13 protein-coding genes and 1 tRNA gene are annotated in these 16,175 nt (G+C 62.4%); 10 read left to right on the plus strand and 4 right to left on the minus strand.

All coding sequences use genetic code 11. The annotated features are described in order from the left end of the window. Positions 1 to 17: 17 nt before the first annotated feature. The 4 genes from ABDZ98_RS03535 (at position 18) to ABDZ98_RS03550 (ending at position 3,014) form a co-directional block, all read left to right on the plus strand. Positions 18 to 1,433 carry a dihydrolipoyl dehydrogenase family protein gene (locus ABDZ98_RS03535; protein WP_160592023.1) on the plus strand — a complete coding sequence of 472 codons (1,416 nt, stop codon included), beginning with the start codon at positions 18 to 20 and terminating at the stop codon, positions 1,431 to 1,433. Continuing rightward, on the plus strand, positions 1,433 to 2,428 hold the full coding sequence (locus ABDZ98_RS03540; protein ID WP_160592025.1) for a radical SAM protein: 996 nt from the start codon (positions 1,433 to 1,435) through the stop codon (positions 2,426 to 2,428). The genes ABDZ98_RS03535 and ABDZ98_RS03540 overlap by 1 nt, the downstream gene beginning before the upstream one ends. A 38-nt stretch (positions 2,429 to 2,466) precedes the next feature. Then, entirely contained in the window at positions 2,467 to 2,886 is a 420-nt protein-coding gene (locus ABDZ98_RS03545; RefSeq protein WP_160592027.1) for a DUF2147 domain-containing protein, read from the plus strand. Positions 2,887 to 2,940: 54 nt separating this feature from the next. Beyond that, positions 2,941 to 3,014, plus strand: a tRNA-Gln gene (locus ABDZ98_RS03550). A 32-nt stretch (positions 3,015 to 3,046) separates the two neighbouring features. Here the strand turns inward: ABDZ98_RS03550 and ABDZ98_RS03555 are convergent. Then, a complete protein-coding gene (locus ABDZ98_RS03555) occupies positions 3,047 to 3,721 on the minus strand; it encodes a queuosine precursor transporter (protein ID WP_160592029.1) in 675 nt (224 codons plus the stop codon). Positions 3,722 to 3,810: 89 nt separating this feature from the next. On the opposite strand from ABDZ98_RS03555, the gene ABDZ98_RS03560 reads away from it, so the two are divergent. The 5 genes from ABDZ98_RS03560 to ABDZ98_RS03580 all read left to right on the plus strand — a co-directional run bounded on the left by ABDZ98_RS03560 (position 3,811) and on the right by ABDZ98_RS03580 (position 12,510). Continuing rightward, positions 3,811 to 5,169: a NupC/NupG family nucleoside CNT transporter gene (locus ABDZ98_RS03560; protein WP_160592092.1), complete on the plus strand. Its 1,359-nt coding sequence runs from the start codon at positions 3,811 to 3,813 to the stop codon at positions 5,167 to 5,169. 10 nt (positions 5,170 to 5,179) lie between these two features. Further along, positions 5,180 to 6,103 carry an isopenicillin N synthase family dioxygenase gene (locus ABDZ98_RS03565; protein WP_160592031.1) on the plus strand — a complete coding sequence of 308 codons (924 nt, stop codon included), beginning with the start codon at positions 5,180 to 5,182 and terminating at the stop codon, positions 6,101 to 6,103. Positions 6,104 to 6,322: 219 nt separating this feature from the next. After that, positions 6,323 to 9,745 (plus strand): TonB-dependent receptor, encoded by a 3,423-nt coding sequence (locus ABDZ98_RS03570; protein ID WP_160592033.1) that lies wholly within the window; start codon positions 6,323 to 6,325, stop codon positions 9,743 to 9,745. Positions 9,746 to 9,833: 88 nt separating this feature from the next. Continuing rightward, positions 9,834 to 11,516, plus strand: a complete 1,683-nt coding sequence (locus ABDZ98_RS03575) for a bifunctional metallophosphatase/5'-nucleotidase (protein ID WP_160592035.1) — start codon at positions 9,834 to 9,836, stop codon at positions 11,514 to 11,516. 79 nt (positions 11,517 to 11,595) lie between these two features. After that, the gene (locus ABDZ98_RS03580; RefSeq protein ID WP_237437521.1) at positions 11,596 to 12,510 is read left to right on the plus strand and encodes an LOG family protein; all 915 of its coding nucleotides are present in this window, start codon (positions 11,596 to 11,598) and stop codon (positions 12,508 to 12,510) included. Here ABDZ98_RS03580 and thiD read toward each other — a convergent pair. Both thiD and glmM read right to left on the minus strand, forming a co-directional pair. Further along, a complete protein-coding gene (gene thiD, locus ABDZ98_RS03585; RefSeq protein WP_160592039.1) occupies positions 12,507 to 13,322 on the minus strand; it encodes a bifunctional hydroxymethylpyrimidine kinase/phosphomethylpyrimidine kinase in 816 nt (271 codons plus the stop codon). The genes ABDZ98_RS03580 and thiD overlap by 4 nt on opposite strands. Further along, on the minus strand, positions 13,319 to 14,656 hold the full coding sequence (glmM, locus tag ABDZ98_RS03590) for a phosphoglucosamine mutase (protein ID WP_160592041.1): 1,338 nt from the start codon (positions 14,654 to 14,656) through the stop codon (positions 13,319 to 13,321). The genes thiD and glmM overlap by 4 nt, the downstream gene beginning before the upstream one ends. Before the next feature lie 172 nt (positions 14,657 to 14,828). Between glmM and ABDZ98_RS03595 the strand changes: the two genes are divergently transcribed. Further along, entirely contained in the window at positions 14,829 to 15,440 is a 612-nt protein-coding gene (locus ABDZ98_RS03595; RefSeq protein WP_160592043.1) for a superoxide dismutase, read from the plus strand. Positions 15,441 to 15,551: 111 nt separating this feature from the next. On the opposite strand, the gene ABDZ98_RS03600 is transcribed toward ABDZ98_RS03595, so the two are convergent. Beyond that, positions 15,552 to 16,049, minus strand: a complete 498-nt coding sequence (locus ABDZ98_RS03600) for a hypothetical protein (protein ID WP_160592045.1) — start codon at positions 16,047 to 16,049, stop codon at positions 15,552 to 15,554. Positions 16,050 to 16,175: the final 126 nt, after the last annotated feature.

The raw sequence follows: 16,175 nt of genomic DNA on the forward strand, positions 1-16,175 counted from the left end.
GTTCGTCCGGGGATCATATGAAATATACGCATGATGCAATCGTTATCGGCGCAGGTGCCGCCGGCCTGACCGCTGCCGGGGGCTGCGCGCTGTTCGGCCTCAAGGTCGCACTGATCGAAAAAGGTGCGATGGGCGGCGAATGCCTGAACAATGGCTGCGTGCCGTCAAAGGCGATCATCGCCTCTGCCCGCCGAGCGGCCGAGGCGCGCGAGGAAAAGCGGCTGGGCGTGCAGCTGGCTGCGCCACAGGTGGAATGGGCGGGCGTCCACAAGCACATCCACGATGCCATCGCCACCATCGCCCCGCATGATTCGCAGGAACGTTTCGAGGAAATGGGCTGCGAGGTCATTCGCGCCCACGCAAAGGTGACGGGCGGACATTCGGTGGAAGTGGCAGGCCGCACGCTGACAGCACCGCGCATCGTCATCGCCACCGGCTCCCAGCCGTTCGTGCCGCCGATAGAGGGGATCGACAGCGTCCCCTTCCTCACCAATGAAAACCTGTTCGAACTGACGCAGCAGCCTGCCCATCTGGTGATCATGGGCGGCGGGGTGATCGGCATGGAAATGGGGCAGAGCTTCCGCCGCCTTGGCAGCGAAGTGACGATCATCAATCCGGGCCGGGTGATGGGCCGCGACGATGCCGACAGCGTGGCCGTGGTGGTGGACCGGATGACCCGCGAAGGCGTGCGCTTTGTCGATGGCAAGGCGGCCAGGGTCGCAGGCGAAGCGGGCGCGATCACCGTGCACACCGACAAGGGCGAAGCTGTTACGGGCAGCCATCTGCTGATTGCGGTGGGGCGCAAGGCGCGTGTTTCCGGCTTCGGGCTGGAGGATCTGGGCGTGGAACTGGGCCGCAACGGCATCAAGGTGGACGCCCGCCGCCGCACATCGGTGAAATCCATCTATGCCATTGGCGATTGCCGCGAAGGGCCGCGCCTGACGCATGTGTCCGGCTATGAAGGCTCCAACGTGGCGCTGGAAATCGCCTCCGGCCTGCCGACCAAGGTCGATTGGCGGGCGCTGCCATGGTGCACCTACACCGATCCCGAAGTGGCGCAGATCGGCATGACCGAGGAGCAGGCGCGCGAGCAGCACGGGGACGCCGTGAGCGTGGTGCGCGAGAACTTCGATCACAACGACCGCGCTGTTTCCGAAGGCGAGGTGGCGGGCCACCTGAAGCTGGTGCTCAAGGGCAAGAAAGTGCTCGGTGCCAGCATCGTGGGCCATAATGCGGGGGAATTGCTGCTGCCGCTGACGCAGGTGATTACCGGCAAGGCCAGCACGTTTGCGCTGGGCGGTGCGGTCATTTCCTATCCCACCCGCAGCGAGATCACCAAGGCCGCAGTGTTCAAGGCGTGGGAGCCGACCGTGTTCGGTGCATGGCCGAAGAAATATGCCCGCTTCGTGTCTGCATTGCGTAAAATGCGCTGATGGCGACACGGATCAAAAGCCGCAATGCGCCCGCCGGGCCGTCCCCCTTCGCTCTGGCGGAGAAGCGCCCGCTCGCGCCTGGAAAATTCACCGATCCGCTGGTCACCGCAGACGGCAGCGCGCGCGCGCATGTGGCGCTGGAAAAGCTCAATACGCTGTGGCTCAACACCGGGACCCTGTGCAATCTGGCCTGCGCCAGCTGCTATATCGAAAGCTCCCCCACCAATGATGCGCTGGTGTATCTGGGCGCGCAGGAGGCGGCGCGATTCTACGATGAGATTGCCGCCACCGGCCTGCCCACGCGCGAAATCGCCTTTACCGGCGGCGAGCCGTTCATGAACCCGCAGTTCCTGACGATGCTGGAGGACGCGCTGGAGCGCGGTTTCGAGGCGCTGGTGCTGACCAACGCGATGAAGCCGATGCAGCGCCACAAGGCGGCCCTGCTGGCGCTGCGGGAGCGGTTCGGCGGCGCGCTGACGCTGCGCGTGTCCATCGATCACCACAGCAAGGCCGTGCATGAGGGGGAGCGCGGTGCAGGCAGCTGGCAACCGATGATCGAAGGGCTGCAATGGCTTTCGGCCAACGGCTTTTCCATCGCCGCTGCCGGGCGCATGCTGGCTGGCGAAGGCATGGATGCGGCGCGCGCTGCCTATGCCGCCCTTTTCGCGCGGGAGGCCGTTGCCATCGATGCCGGCGATCCGGCGCGTCTGGTGATGTTCCCCGAAATGGACGCCGCTGCCGACGTGCCCGAAATTACCGAGGCGTGCTGGGGCATTCTGGGCAAGTCGCCATCGCAGATCATGTGTTCAAACAGCCGCATGGTCGTGCACCGCAAGGGGGAGGATCACGCCCGCGTGGTGGCCTGCACCCTGCTCCCCTATGATTCGCGCTTCGATCTGGGCGAGACACTGGCGCAGGCGGCGCGCGATGTGCCGCTCAACCATCCGCATTGCGCGCGTTTTTGCGTGCTGGGCGGGGCAAGCTGTTCGGCCTGATCTGGACCTGAAAGGCCATTTCGTGCGTTAAGTGCGTCATGAAACGCCAACTTGCCGTATTTTCCGCTCTTGCCCTGGCTGCCACTGCGCCGGGCGCTTCTGCCGTGACTTCGATCGACGGGACCTATCGCGATTCGGACGGGTTTGTGGAGATCACCGTTGCGCCCTGCGGCAATGCCCGCTGCGGCACGATCACGCGGATTATTCGCCGCAAGCCGGGTGAGCCGATGAATGACGCGCATAATGACAATCCCGCATTGCGCAGCCGCCCGATACTGGGCGTCACCTTGCTGCAGCGGCTGAGCTGGCGCGACGGTGCCTGGCGCGGGCAGGTTTACAACCCTGAGGATGGTGGCACCTACCGCGCCGTGGTCAGGCCGGCGGCGGGCGGAGCGCTGGAAGTGCAGGGCTGCCTTTCGATCATCTGCCGCACCCGCATCTGGCCCAAAGCCGCCTAAGAATTATTGAGGGCTTGATTCCCCGAAGCGCGCGGGATAGAGGCGCCCGCCTGTTGCCCTGTCGTCTAATGGTAAGACTACGGACTCTGACTCCGTCAATTGAGGTTCGAATCCTCACGGGGCATCCAGCTTTTCACCACCATCCTGCCCGCTCGCGAAATTATTCGCCGGGTTGGGCCGCGCCGGCCTGGATGCGGTGCGCCAGCATCACCAGCAGTTTGATCATTGGCGGCACGAAGATGATCGACAGCACCACCTTGGCGATCGACTGGCCCAGCATCAGCTCTGCAATCGGGCGCACGCCGTAGAAGGCCACGGTGATGAAGATCAGCGTATCCACGATCTGGCTGAGCATGGAGGCGACCGCGCCGCGCAGGGCGACGAACGGCCCTTCCTTGCTGCCCAGCTTCGAGAATATCCACACGTTGAGCGACATGGACACGCCGTAAGCCAGTATTCCGGCCACCATCAGGCGCCAGCTCTGCCCCAGGATGATCGGGAAGGCTTCCTTGGCCGGTTCGTACATGCCCGGATCGGTCGGCAGTTGCAGGACGATCCACGTCAGGATGATGGCGGTGACAAGCGGCAGAAAGCCGAACCGGACCAGCAGGTTGGCAGTGGCGCGGCCATAAAGCTGGGCCACCGTGCTGGACAGGGCGACCAGCAGCAGGAAGGGGAATATCCCCGCCTCCACCGCCAGCGGTCCGATCCCCACCTGCTTTGCCCCAAGCACGCCTGCAATACAGGTCATCCCGCCATACAGCAGCGCATAGAGGAACAGCGGGAGGGGGATCTGCACACTCGCAGGGGCGGATGGTGATGGCGGTGTCGTCATCGACCCACTCCTATTTCCAAGATCGGACAAAGGGAAGTGCCCGGGGGCAGGCGGTGTGGAAACTATTGACCGTGCCCGGTGCAGACGCGATGAACCGTGTTTCGGCTCGCCACATTGGAGCAATCTTGCCACCTCATCTGATCAGCATCGCTGGAATCGCGGTGATCCTCGCTGCCGCCGTACTTCTGTCGACCGCGCGCAGGCGGATACGGCTGCGTATCGTCCTGGCGGCGTTTGCCCTGCAGGCCGGTTTTGCGCTGCTGGTCCTGCGCACGGCATGGGGCCGGGCGGTGATCCAGTTCCTGGCTGACGGGGTGGGCGCGCTGCTGTCCTATGCCGACGAGGGGACGCAGTTCCTGCTGGGCGCATCGGCGGACAATCCGCTGTCGGATACATTCGCGCTGGGCGCGTTGCCGGTGATCATCTTCTTCGCCTCGCTGATATCGATCCTGTATTATCTGGGCATCATGCAGCGGATCGTGCGCTGGGTTGGCGGGGCGATTGGTTGGGTCACGGGGATCAGCCGGGTGGAATCGCTGGGTGCTGCGGCCAATATCTTCGTTGGCCAGTCCGAAAGCCCGCTGGTGGTGCGGCCCTATCTTGCGGCGCTGTCCCCTTCCGCGCTGTTCACGCTGATGAGCGTGGGCATGGCGGGCGTGGCCGGAACCATCCTTGCGGCCTATGCCGGGCTGCTGGGCAATGAATACCTGCCATCGCTGCTGGCTGCGGCCTTCATGTCTGCACCCGGCGGCATATTGATGGCCAAGATCATCATGCCCGATGACGATGACGGCTCTCCCGCTGTGCAGGGCAAGATCACCCTGCCGCATACGCGCATCAGTTCAGAAGGCCCCGCCGCCATTACGGAGGCGGGCAGCAAGCCGCATGAAGTGGAAGTGGCCGAAGGTTTCGACGATGAAAACAGCCCCGCCAATATCATCGAGGCTGCGGCACAGGGCGCGCAGACCGGCCTGAAGCTGGCGGTATCTGTGGGCGCGATGGTGCTGGCCTTTGTGGCGCTGGTGGCACTGGCCAATGGCGTGCTGGGCGGCCTTGGCGGGCTGATCGGCATGCCGGACCTGACCTTCCAGGGGCTGCTGGGTCACCTGCTGGCCCCGGTCATGCTGCTGCTGGGAATCCCTTGGGAAGAAGCGCAGATCGCCGGCGGACTGTTCGGCACCAAGATCGTGCTCAACGAATTCGTGGCCTTCATCGACCTGCAGGCTCTCGACCTTTCCGCGCTGAGCGAACGCAGCCGCGCGATCACCATTTTCAGCCTGTGCGGCTTTGCCAATCTCAGCTCCATCGCCATACAGATGGCGGTGACCGGCGGGCTGGCCCCCAACCAGCGCCCGGTAATCGCCCGGCTGGGCCTGCGCGCACTGGCGGCAGGCTCGCTCGCCAATCTGATGAGCGCGGCGCTTGCCGGCCTGTTCCTGCCCTATTGAGAGACATAAGATGACGGACATTGCCTCGGTATCGCTGGAAGAGCCACTGGCCGATCTGGCCCAGCGCCTTGGTGCATCTTTCGAGGAATTCGGCTTCGCCATCGTGCGCGATCACGGAATTTCCGACGATCATATCGCCCGCGCATGGGAAGTGACCCGCAAGTTCTTCGCCCTGCCAGAGGAAGTGAAGCGCGCCTATCACCTGCAGGGCAAGGCGGGTGCGCGCGGCTACACGCCGTTTGGCGTTGAACAGGCCAAGGATGCCCACGTTCGCGATCTCAAGGAATTCTGGCACGTCGGGCGCACGCTGGAGCCGGGCGATCCGCTGGAGGCTTTCATGCCGCCCAATGTGTGGCCCGATGAAGTGGCCGGCTTTCGGCAGGCTCTGGAAGTCCTCTATGCCGATTTTGAAGCCAGCGGCGCGCGCATATTGCAGGCCATTGCCGTGTATCTGGGCGAGGACAGGGATTTCTTCGCGCCCACCGTGGACAAGGGCAATTCGGTGATGCGCCTGCTGCATTACCCGCCCGTGCCTGCGGATGCGCAGGGCGCGATCCGGGCCGCCGCGCATGAGGATATCAACACCATCACCCTGCTGCTGGGGGCAGAGGAATCCGGGCTGGAGCTGAAGACCAGATCGGGTGAGTGGCTGGCAATCGCCCCGCCCGAAGGGGCGATGGTGGTCAACATCGGCGACATGTTGCAGCGGCTGACCAACGGACATCTGCGCTCCACCACCCACCGCGTGGTCAATCCGTCGGGCGGGGCAGGGCAGCGCCCGCGCTATTCCATGCCGTTCTTCCTGCATTTCCGACCCGATTACCTGATCGAGCCGATGGCGCAGTTCATCGATGACGCACACCCGAATCCGCCTGCGCCGATAACCGCCGAAGATTATCTGCAAGAGCGGTTGAGAGAGATTAAGCTGGCCTGACTTATCAACAGAAAGGCAAAAGTTGGGTCGTGTTGCATTGCGGCAACAGACTGTAGTCATTGAAAAGATTGCATATGTCGTTTCCATTGCAACTTTTCGTTCGCAATCGGACCGGGTCATGACATCGGTGTCATATCTGCGACTTGTAAGAGTCACGAGACCTGCTTAGCGGCGTGAACCGTCATTGGATTAAACCAATCAACGACGGAGCGCTTTCAAATGAAAATTAGGTATTATCTGGCCGCCAGCATGGCGAGCCTGGCCACATCCATGGTGATGGCCCCGCAGGTCGCTGCCCAGCAAATCACTTCGGGCATGGAAGGCGAAATTGAATCCGCCGACGGTTCACCCATCGCCGGTGCCACGGTCACCATCGTTGATGAACGTACCGGCCAGCAGCGCACCGTCACCACCGGCAACGCAGGACGCTTCTCCGTCGGCAGCCTGACTCCCGGCGGACCTTACACGATCACCGCAACGGCCAATGGCTTCGAAGGCCAGAGCCTGCAGAACCAGATGATCAACCTGCAGGGTTCGACGTCCTACACTTTCGCGCTGACGCCGGTATCTTCGGCAACTGACGTAATCGTCGTTGACGCGCAGCGTGTCCGCGTGACGCAGCTTGCTGTCGGGCCGAGCCTTTCGTTCGGATCTGACATCCTCGAAGGCTTTCCCTCGATCAGCCGCGATATCCGCGACATCATCCGCATCGATCCGCGCGTCAGCCTCGACCGCGAAAACGATGTCGAGCGCATTTCCTGCCTCGGCGGCAATGACCGCACCAACACCTTCACCGTGGACGGCGTTGTCCAGGCAGACAGCTTCGGCCTCAACGGCACGCCTTTCGCGGCGCGCAACGCTCTGCCGCTCCCCTATGACGTGATCCGTGAAACGTCGGTCGAATTCGCTCCGTTCGACGTGGAATATTCCGATTTCACCGGCTGTCTGATCAATGTGGTGACCAAGTCCGGCCAGAATGATTTCCACGGCAGCGCCTTCATCACCTATCGCGATTCCGGCATGCGCGGCAGCACGGTGGACGGCCAGTCCTTCGTTCCCGCCGAATTCCAGGAAAAGCGCTGGGGTGCCACGCTCTCCGGCCCGATTGTCCAGGATCGCCTGTTCTTCCTGTTCGGCTATGAAGAAACCGACCTGGGTGACAGCAACGACATCGGCCCCGCCGGTGGCGGTTTCCCCAATGATGCTGACTACGTCACCATCGATCAGTTCAACCGCTTCGCCCAGATCGCCAATGACGTTTATGGCCAGGATGTCGGCGGCTATCCGCGCTCTCTGCCTGAATCGTCTGTCCGCTATTTCGGCCGCCTCGATGCGATCATCAACGATGATCACCGTCTGGAGCTGACCTATCAGCGGCTGGAGGAAACCAATGTCGAAAGCGACACGGGCACCAACGAGCTGACCGGCCTCAACTCCTTCGAGGACGAAGGCACGATTTCCGACTATTACGCCGCCCGCCTGTTCTCCGACTGGAGCGACACGGTTTCCACCGAACTGCACATCTCGCGCTCTGAAGTGGGTGACGTACAGGGCCCTGTCGGCTTTGGTGAAGCCCAGTCGGACAATCCCACGGTTCGCCTGTCGGTTGGCGTGGTCGGTCCCGATGAAAACGGCATCCTGTCCACCGGCCCCGGCATCTTCCGTTCGGCCAACCAGCTGGATACCAAGGTCGATCAGGCCAAGTTTATCATCAACATCGATGACGGCGATCACCAGTTCAAGTTCGGCGCAGAGGTTTCCGATCTGGAAGTTTACAACCTGTTCGCCATCAATGCGACCGGCACGCTGTACTTCAGAAATCTCGATGATTTCGAACAGGGCCTGGTGGCCGCATCCACCGGCGGTTCCAACGTGTTCGGCGATGCTGATGACCTGGCCGACGGTTCCAATGGCGGCGGTACGATCGCGGCCACGGACAGCGGTGACATCAACGATGCCGCAGCCCGTTTCAGCCGCCAGATCTATGCCCTGTATGCGCAGGACCAGTGGCAGGCCACTGATCAGCTGAGCATCACCGGCGGTGTGCGTTTCCAGTGGTATGCGGGCGATGCACCGCGCGCCAACCCCACCTTCCAGAATCGCTACGGCTTCAGCAATTCGGTATCCTTCGGCGATATCAAGCCGATCATCATGCCGCGCCTGGCCGCGACATATGAATTCGACAATGACGGCTTCTTCTCGAACAGCTCGCTCAAGGCAGGCATCGGCGCCTATTCCGGCGGCGATCCGGTGGTGTACTTCTCCAACGCCTTTTCCAACAACGGCTTCTCCACCGGCACCGGCGATACATTCTCCAGCCAGTGCGCAGGCCTGCTGGATAGCAATGGCCAGTTCGACGTGGTTCAGAACGGCCAGTTCACCGGCTTCCCGCAGTGTGCTGTAACAGCAGCCTCGGCGCAGTCGGCAGCTGGCCTGGCGGACACGCAGTCCACCGATCCGAACTTCGATATTCCGGTGGTTTGGCGTGCCAACCTCGGCTTTTCGACCATGCTGGGTGAAGGCGTTGGCTTCTTCGACAACTGGAGCTTCAACGTCGATTACATCTACAGCCACTTCACCAATACGATCAACTTCGTCGACCTTTCGCAGACCATCGATATCCGCAAGGGCCTGAACGGTTACACCGTTGATGGCCGCCCGATCTATGCGGCTATCGACCCCACGGCGGCAGGCTGCGATGCCCTGTTGCAGGGTTCGGGCGGCACTCCGCCGGTATGGGCCAATGTCACCGCAGCGTGTTTCAATACCCGCCGCGATGACGAAATCCAGCTGACCAATGGCCGCAACTATGACAGCCACGTGGTTTCCGCAGTGCTGGCAAAGACCTTCGATGGCGGTGTGTTTACCGACGCCGGCAGCACGCAGGTCAGCTTCGGCTATGCCTTCACGGACTCGAACAACTTCCGCAACGCCAACAGCTCGACCGCCACATCGTCCTATGACGAATCGGCGGCCTTCGACCGGCAGAATCCGCGCAACGGCACCTCCAACTACGAAACGCGTCACCGCTTCACCGTGGCGATGAATTTCACCGAGGAGTTCTTCAGCGAATATGACACCCAGCTGGCGCTGTTCTTCAGTGCCCAGTCTGGCCGTCCGTACTCGCTCACCTTCGATGGTGGCGGCGTATTCGGAGACTCCTCTTCGGGTAATGACAACGCCCTGCTGTACATCCCCAGCGGGCTGAACGATGCCAATCTGTCGCCGTCTTCGGATCCGGCAGCTGTGCAGTCGCTGCTCGATTATGTTGCCGGCCTCAGCTGTGCCAGCGGCTTCTCGGGTGAAACGATCGTTCGCAACACCTGCACCGAGGATTGGGTGTATGATCTGGACATGCGCATCAGCCAGGAAATCCCGGGACCGGGCAGCCTGTTCGGAATGGAAGACCGCATCCAGATCTTCGCCGATTTCGACAATGTGCTGAACATGATCGACAGCAGCTGGAACACCCAGCGTGCACGCGGCATCTTCGGTGACGGCCAGCTGGTCGATATCGTCGATGGCGGTGTCGACAGCGCGGGCCGCTATATCATCTCGGGCTTCAACCCGGACGATACGCAGCAGATCAACGTGTCTGCTTCGGCCTGGCGTATCCAGATCGGCGCTCGCTACGAGTTCTGATCGGCGAACGGGCGATGAAATCGGGCGGCGGCGCTGTAACAGGCGCCGCCGCCTTTTTTCTGCCCTTGAGATTGTGGAGAAGACGCGAATGAATGTGCGGATCCTGGCAACCCTGCCGTTTTCACTCGCGCTGGCGGCCTGTGTCAGCGTGCCCGATGCCGCTGCCCCGCTGGCCGCGCCGCCTGTCGAGATCCAGATTCTGGCGCTCAATGATTTTCACGGATACCTGGAGGCGCCCGCCGGACCTACCTCATACCGCGACGGGGAAGAGACCCGGCGTGAGGAGCTGGGCGGGGCTGCCAACATGGGCGCGGCACTGGCGCGCCTGCGCAGCGGACAGGCGCATACCATCACCGTTGCGGCGGGGGACCTGATCGGCGCCAGCCCGTTCCTCTCCGCCAATTTCCTCGACGAACCTTCGATCATGGCGCTGAGCGCGATGGGGCTGGAACTGGCCTCTGTCGGCAACCATGAATTTGATCGCGGCGTGGAGGAACTGCGCCGCATGCAGGATGGCGGCTGCGCGCAATTCACCTCGCGCCAGCCTTGCGCGCTGGATGATTTTCCCGGAGCCGGTTTCACCTATCTGGCCGGCAATGCGGTGGACGGGCAGGACCGCGCGGTGTTTACCGGAACGGCCCTGCGCAGCTTCGGCCCGCTGGAACTGGGCTTTGTCGGCCTGACGCTGAAGGACACCGGATCGCTGGTCTCACCCGCTGCCACAGCGGGCTATCGTTTTCTGGACGAAGCACAGACCGCCAACGCTCTGGCACAAGATCTGATCGCGCAAGGCGCGGACAGCGTGGTGCTGCTGATCCATGAGGGCGGACGGACGGAGCCGTTCAACAATGTCAGCGGCTGCCCGGACCTTTCCGGCGCCATCGTGCCGATCATGGAGCAGCTCGATCCGGCGATTGCGCTGGTCGTCTCCGGCCACACGCATAATGCTTATGCCTGCGCGGTTTCGTCTGCTGATGGCGGAAGGCGCATGCTCACCAGTGCCGGTCGCTATGGCACGTTCGTGACCGATATCCGCCTCACCATCGATCCGGCTAGCGGCCATGTGGCGGGGCTCACGGCAGTCAATGTCCCGATCAGGCCGGAACCATCTGTTCAGGCCGACATAGACACCCTTGTGCAGCGTTATGCCGCTGCTGCGCGTCCGATAGCGGACCGGGTGGTGGGCGAGATTACTCTGCCTGACGAGACCGGAGACGCCTGCATCGAACAGCCCGCGCAGGCGCTGGTGGCAGATGCCCAGCTGGCCGCGGCACGGCGGCTGGTGGATGCAGATGTGGCTCTGGCCTTCATCAATTCGGGCGGCGTACGTTCCGATCTTGCCGCAGCCGCCGACGGGGTGATGACCTATGGTGAGATTTTCGCCATGCAGCCCTTCGGCAACAGGCTGGTGGTGCTGGAACTGACCGGCGCCCAGATCGGCGAGGTGCTGGAACAGCAATTATGCGGCGATGGCTATTGCTATTCCTACCTCATCCCCTCGGCCAATTTCACCTATGGCTTCGACCGCTCCCGTCCTGAAGGCGCGCGCATTGTCGGCATGATGCTGGACGGGGAGCCGATCGATCCGCAGGCGCATTATCTGGTCAGCGCCAATAATTTCATTGCCAGCGGCGGGGATGGCTTCACCGGCCTTGCCCAGGGCACAGTGGTTGGCGATGGCGGGCTGGATGTCGATGCGCTGGAAAATTATCTTGCCGGCGGCGTGCAGGTCCCGGCGTGCGGCCGGATCAGGCAGCTGGTCGCAAGCTGATCTGTTCAAGTTTCCTCCCGGCCCTTTGCATCGCCCGCGCCAAGGCCTTAGGGCGGCAGTCAAATTCGGGAGAACAGACTTGGACAAGAGCAAGGACAGCGCGGAAGATCCGCAGCATCTGGTAGGTCGCAAATTCTATCCTGCAGAGGTTGAGGCCAACTTTGCGGACAGTGATCCGACGGATACACCGCAGACCCGCCACCCGGCCTACCGGCTGGCTTTTCGCGATACCGATTTCCTGCTGCGCGAGGAACTGCGCCCGGTCCGGTTCCAGCTTGAATTGCTCAAGCCGGAAATGGTGCTGGAAGAAGCGCGGGTCGGTTCCACCCTGGTGATGTATGGCTCGGCCCGTATCCCTTCGCCAGAAGCGGCGGAGAAGATGCAGTCTGGCGTCGGCTATCTGTCCGACAACCAGCGCACGGTGACCGAAAACCTGATCGCCAAGGCCAAATATTACGACGAGGCTTACAAGCTGGCCAAGATGGTCAGTGAAAAGGCGATTGTGGAGGAGGGCCTGCGCCAGTTCGTGGTGTGTTCGGGTGGCGGGCCATCGATCATGGAAGCGGCCAACAAGGGCGCCAGCGATGCCGGGGCGGAAAGCATCGGCCTGAATATCGTGCTGCCGCATGAGCAGGCTCCCAATGCCTATGTCACGCCTTACCTATCGCTCAATTTCCATTATTTCGCGCTCAGGAAAATGCACTTCCTGATCCGTGCCCGCGCAGTGGCGGTGTTCCCCGGCGGGTTTGGCACATGCGATGAATTGTTCGAGCTTCTCACGCTGATCCAGACCGGCAAGATGAAGCCGATCCCGATCCTGCTGTTCGGTCGGAAATTCTGGAACCGCATTGTCGATTTCGAAGGACTGGCGGAAGAAGGCACGATCAGCAAATCGGACCTCGATCTGATCAGCTGGTGCGAAACGGCGGACGAAGCGTGGAAATCGATCTGCAACTTCTACAAGCTGAGCGATCCGATCAGCGGCTGCGATTAAGTGCGCGGCCTGCCCACGCCCTGATGTCCCATCGGGCCGTGGCCGGCGCCAAAGCCGGGCGCGGCCTCGATTGCCTGGCGAACATATTGCCGGGCCAGGCGCACGGCATGGTCCAGCCCTTGCCCGTGCCCGGCCAGCGTGGCGATGGCGCTGGACAATGTGCAGCCGGTGCCATGCGTGTGGCGGGTGTCGATCCGCGCATCTTCAAAGCTGACAAAGGAGCCATCGGGATGGATCAGCCGGTCAACGATCCGCTCTCCCGCGCCGTGGCCACCCTTGGCCAGGACAGAGCGGCCATGCCGCCTGACCAGTTCCTGCGCAGCTGCGGCGATGGCGTTCTCGCCTGACAGATCCATGCCGGTCAGGGCTGCCAGTTCGGGGATGTTGGGCGTGGTCAGCGTGGCCAGGTCCATCAGCCATTCGAACACGCCAATCGTCGCCTCATCCGCCAGCACTGATCCGCTGGTGGCGACCATCACCGGATCGAAGATGATGGGGACGGGCAGGTCCTCCAGTCGGTCTGCCACCACTTCGGCGATATCGGCGCTGCCCAGCATGCCGATCTTCACCGCATCCACGCCGATATCGCTCATGCAGGCATCCATCTGCGCGGCGACGAAATCGGGGCTGAGCACTTCTACCGCGGTCACGCCCTTGCTGTTCTGCGCGGTCACGGCGGTGATGGCGGTCATGGCATAGCCGCCCAGCATGGTGATGGTCTTGATATCGGCCTGAATCCCCGCCCCGCCGGAGCTGTCCGATCCGGCGATGACCAGAATGCGCGGCGGGGATGAGCTGGGGCGCTTGCTCAAGCAGCCTTCTCCACCGCGTCGCAGATGGCATCCACCACGCGTTCCACCTCGTCCGCATCGTCGCCTTCGGCCATGACGCGGATCAGCGGTTCGGTGCCCGACTTGCGAATGACGAGGCGGCCCGTTCCGGCCAGATGCGCCTCTGCCTCACGTATCACTGCCTGCACGTCTGGCGCTGCCAGCGGATCGCCGTTTTCATAGCGGACGTTCTTGAGCAGCTGCGGCACCGGATCGAACAGGTGCAGCAGTTCTGATGCCGGCTTGCCGCTGCGCACCAGCGCGGCCAGCACCTGCAGCGCGGCAATCGTGCCATCGCCGGTGGTGGCGTGGTCCAGCAGGATCATGTGCCCCGATTGCTCGCCGCCGACGTTATAGCCGCCGGCCTTCATTTTCTCGAGCACGTAGCGGTCGCCCACCTTGGCACGCACCAGATCGATCCCACGGGCTGCCAGAAAGCGCTCGAGGCCGAGGTTGGACATGACTGTGGCCACCACGCCGCAGCCCTTCAGCAGGCCCTGTTCTGCCATGGTGGAGCCGATCAGGGCCATGATCTGGTCCCCGTCCACTTCCTGACCCTTTTCGTCGATCACGATCAGCCGGTCGGCATCGCCATCCAGCGCAATGCCGATATTGGCTTTTTCGGAGACCACCCGCGCCTTTATCGCGCCAAGATCGGTGGAGCCGACGCCGTCATTGATGTTGAGGCCGTTGGGGTGGACGCCCATCGCCACCACATTCGCGCCCAGTTCCCAGATCGCGGTGGGGGTGACGTTGTAAGCCGCCCCATGCGCGCAATCGATCACGATCTTCAGCCCGTCCAGCCGCACATCCACCGGCAGCGATTGCTTGACCGCGTGGATATAGCGCCCGCGCGCATCATCGATCCGCCGGGCACGGCCGATCTTTTCTGCCTGCGCCAGTTCCTGCTCGCGGCCCATTTCGGCCTCGATCGCTTCTTCGTCCTCGTCCGACAGTTTGAACCCGTCGGGGCCGAACAGCTTGATGCCGTTATCGGCAAAGCGGTTGTGGCTGGCGGAAATCATCACCCCGATGTCCGCGCGCATTTCCCGCGTCAGCAGGGCCACGGCGGGGGTCGGCAGCGGCCCGGTCATGATCACATCCATGCCCACGCTGGTGAAACCGGCCACCAGCGCGGTTTCCATCATATAACCGGAAAGGCGGGTGTCCTTGCCGATCACCACGCGGTGTTTGTGATCGCCGCGCAGGAAGTGCTTGCCAGCCGCCTGGCCCACTTTCATTGCCGTGGCTGCCGTAAGCGTGCCGGCGTTGGCGCGGCCGCGAATACCGTCAGTACCAAAATAGGTGCGTGCCATTTATGTCCTCTGGGGCTTGCAACTCATATCTGTGCTTGCAATGGCGCGGCTGGCCGCCAATGTCACGCCCAAGGCTGGGCTTTGCCCCAAGCGTAACAGGCAGATCATTTGCAACCGATGCGCGTTTTGTGCGTTGGCCTATTGAACAGCAGACCGACAGGAAGGGATCCACATGGCTTTCGAACTTATTTCCTTGCCCTATGACAGCGAAGCGCTGGCTCCGGCAATCAGTGCAGAAACGCTCAGCTATCACCATGGCAAGCACCACAAGGCCTATATCGACAAGACCAACGCCGCCATCGAAGGCACCGATCTTGCAGGCAAGTCTCTGGAAGACGTGATCGCGGCGGCGCGCGGCTCCAACCAGGGCCTGTTCAACAATTCCGCGCAGAGCTGGAACCACGGTTTCTACTGGCACTCGCTCGCGTCCAGCAGCACCGGCCCTTCGGGCGATCTGGCTGCCAAGATTGACGAGGCTTTTGGCTCGCTTGACGATCTCAAGGCCAAGCTGAAGGATCGCGGCGCAGGCCATTTCGCCAGCGGCTGGGTGTGGCTGGCTGAAAAGGGCGGCAAGCTCTCGATCGAGGAAACGCATGACGGCGATACGCTGGTGGATCAGGGCTTCAACCCGCTGCTGACCATCGACGTGTGGGAACACGCCTATTACCTCGATCACCAGAATGCCCGCCCGTCTTACCTGAGCGCAGTGGTCGACGGCCACCTCAACTGGGATTTTGCGGCGGACAACCTGGCCCGTGGCAGCGCCTGGACCTATCCGGCCTGATCCACATTTGTTCGGACAATGAAAAGCCCGCCCCGTCGCATGGACGGGGCGGGCTTTTTCATGTCAGGGTTGCGGCTCAAGGCCGCAGCTCAGAGTTGCGGCGGCACAATGTCAGCCGAGCGGATTTTGATCCCCGCAGCTATCGTAAACCCGGCCAATCGCATCGCGCGCGCCGGCCACATCAAATTCGATCGATCGCCGCGCGCCGTCCACCGGATCAAGTCGCACTTCAATATGGCTGGCATCGGCCAGGCTTTCCAGGAACGGGATCAGCGCCCGGTCGCGCCGCGTGTTCACCGCCTCCACCGTATTTTGATAATAGCGCCATTTGGCATCGCGCGGCGTACTGCCGTCAAACAGCAGGGTCACATCCCTGATCGATGCCCGCGTGCTGGGCGCTCCCAGTGCCTCAGGCGTGTAGATCAGCGCGAATACGCTGCGATCGCCCGGCTCATTGCATTTCAGGATCAGCTGGTCGCCGCCGCTCGATTGCACGCCGGCCTGCATCACGCCGTTTTCGTCTTCGAAAAAGCCCCAGTCAGTGTCCTGAGCGTATGCAGCTGTTGCCAATAGGGTGGCGCTTGCCACTCCGGTAAGAAATAAACGCATGGTCTTCCCCTCCAAGCATCCTCTTCCCTGTCCGGAATTTCAACGCAGGAGGGCCACCATGATTATTGCATGTGCAGCGCCCGGCAAATATTCATCCATCCCGGCACACAGGGTTGCCCCCAGCCT

The sequence above is a fragment of the Alteraurantiacibacter aestuarii genome (genome assembly GCF_039523595.1).
GTDB classification, from domain to species: domain Bacteria; phylum Pseudomonadota; class Alphaproteobacteria; order Sphingomonadales; family Sphingomonadaceae; genus Alteraurantiacibacter; species Alteraurantiacibacter aestuarii.